A 1,649-nucleotide genomic window follows, 5' to 3' on the forward strand; every position below is an offset into this window, starting at 1 on the left:
CCCGGCTTATTCATCAGGGGGCACCTGAAGGGTTGGCAGGAGTAGCGTAAGGTTTTGTTCTGAAGTAGGAAATTGGTTGTCGAAGCCATCTCCTGTTCGGGACATTAAATGCCACAAGCCACACCTGCCGAGGGCAACGATAGCGCGTCTCGATTTGGATTCCCAGCGGTTGGGCGCAAGAAAGTCACCGCCGCCTTTGATGGCGGTCGGCTGACCTCGGATGGCGGGGTTTTGCTGGTGGCACAGGCAGAACGTGCGATGGGGATTTGCGCGCGCCTTGCCGCTTGCATCGCCGATCCACGCGATCCTTCGCGCGTGATTCATGCGCTGGACGATATCCTGCGCGCCCGGATATTTGCGATCGCCTGCGGTTACGAAGATGCCGACGACCTCGATGCGCTGCGCGATGATCCGGGCTTCCGCCTGGCGCTTGGCAAGCTGCCGGGTTCGGGTGCGGGTCTGGCGAGCCAACCGACGATGAGCCGGTGGGAGAACGCGCCGACGACCCGCGAACTGGCGAAGCTGATGCGCGCGATGATCGCCATCTACTGCGCCAGCTATCCGGCCGAACCCGGAGCGGTGACGCTCGACATCGACGATACCTGCGATGTTGTCCACGGCACCCAGCAACTGTCTTTCTGGAACGGTCACTACGGGGAGCGCTGCTTTCTGCCGATCCATGTCTACGACACCGCGACCGGCCGACCGGTCGCCATGCTGCTGCGCACCGGCATGACGCCATCGGGCGCGGAGGCGGCTGGCCATATCCGGCGCCTGGTGCGGCATATCCGCAGCCACTGGCCCACGACCCGCATCACCATCCGGGGCGACGGGCACTACGGTCGGCCAGAGGTCATGGCCTGGTGCGAAGCCAATGGTGTCGATTACGTGCTTGGCCTGCCCACCAACGCCGTGCTGCGCGCCGATCCCGAAATCGTGAAGGTTGCCGATGCTTGCGCAACCAAACGAGCGATCAAACAGTATCCGGTCCTGCGCAACTATGCCCAAACCCGCTACGGCGCGAAAAGCTGGAAGTGCCAGCGCCGCATTGCCGCCCGGATCGAGGCCAGCACGCTGGGCATGGACATCCGCTATGTCGTCACCTCGCTCGAGGCTGGATCGGCCGAGCACATCTACGACACGCTGTATTGTGCGCGGGGCCGCGCCGAGAACCTGATCAAGCTGCACAAGAGCCAACTCGCCAGCGACCGCACCTCGTGCCGCTCGGCCAATGCCAACCAGATGCGCCTCATCCTGCACACCGCCGCATTCTGGTTGATGTGGCGCATCCAGCAGGAGATCCCCAAAACAACCGCGCTCGCCACCGCCGAGTTCGCCACACTGCGCCTGCGGCTGCTCAAGGTCGCCGCCCGCGTCATCGAAAGCGCCACCCGCATCCGGATCGCCTTCGCCTCGGCATGCCCTGATGCCGCGGCCTTCCAAACAATCGCAACCGCGCTCAGGCCCGCCCCGACATAGACAGCGCGGCCGTGCCGCCGAACACCCGAGACCCTACCTTCAATCCCGCAAGCCCCTCGAACCTCCGCGATGAAAAAGGCGCAACGAAAACGCTTGTCCCGTCCACGCCGCCAGTGCCGTCGCCCGCCAATCCAGGCGAACTACCCCGCTGTCATGAATAAGCCGGGCTA

At 64.1% G+C, this 1,649-nt stretch carries 1 protein-coding gene; it reads left to right on the forward strand.

Annotated elements, in window-relative coordinates; all coding sequences use genetic code 11:
* Window positions 1-108 precede the first annotated feature (108 nt).
* Window positions 109-1,479 (forward strand): IS1380 family transposase, encoded by a 1,371-nt coding sequence (locus NN5_RS24615; protein ID WP_067739343.1) that lies wholly within the window; start codon window positions 109-111, stop codon window positions 1,477-1,479.
* Window positions 1,480-1,649: the final 170 nt, after the last annotated feature.

It is taken from the genome of Novosphingobium naphthalenivorans NBRC 102051, from assembly GCF_001590985.1.
In the GTDB taxonomy this organism is placed as follows: domain Bacteria; phylum Pseudomonadota; class Alphaproteobacteria; order Sphingomonadales; family Sphingomonadaceae; genus Novosphingobium; species Novosphingobium naphthalenivorans.

What these genes read in the sequence shown, in the direction of transcription:
- NN5_RS24615 (WP_067739343.1), top strand. Translation starts at nt 109, where the DNA reads ATGCCACAAGCCACACCTGCCGAGGGCAACGATAGCGCGTCTCGATTT.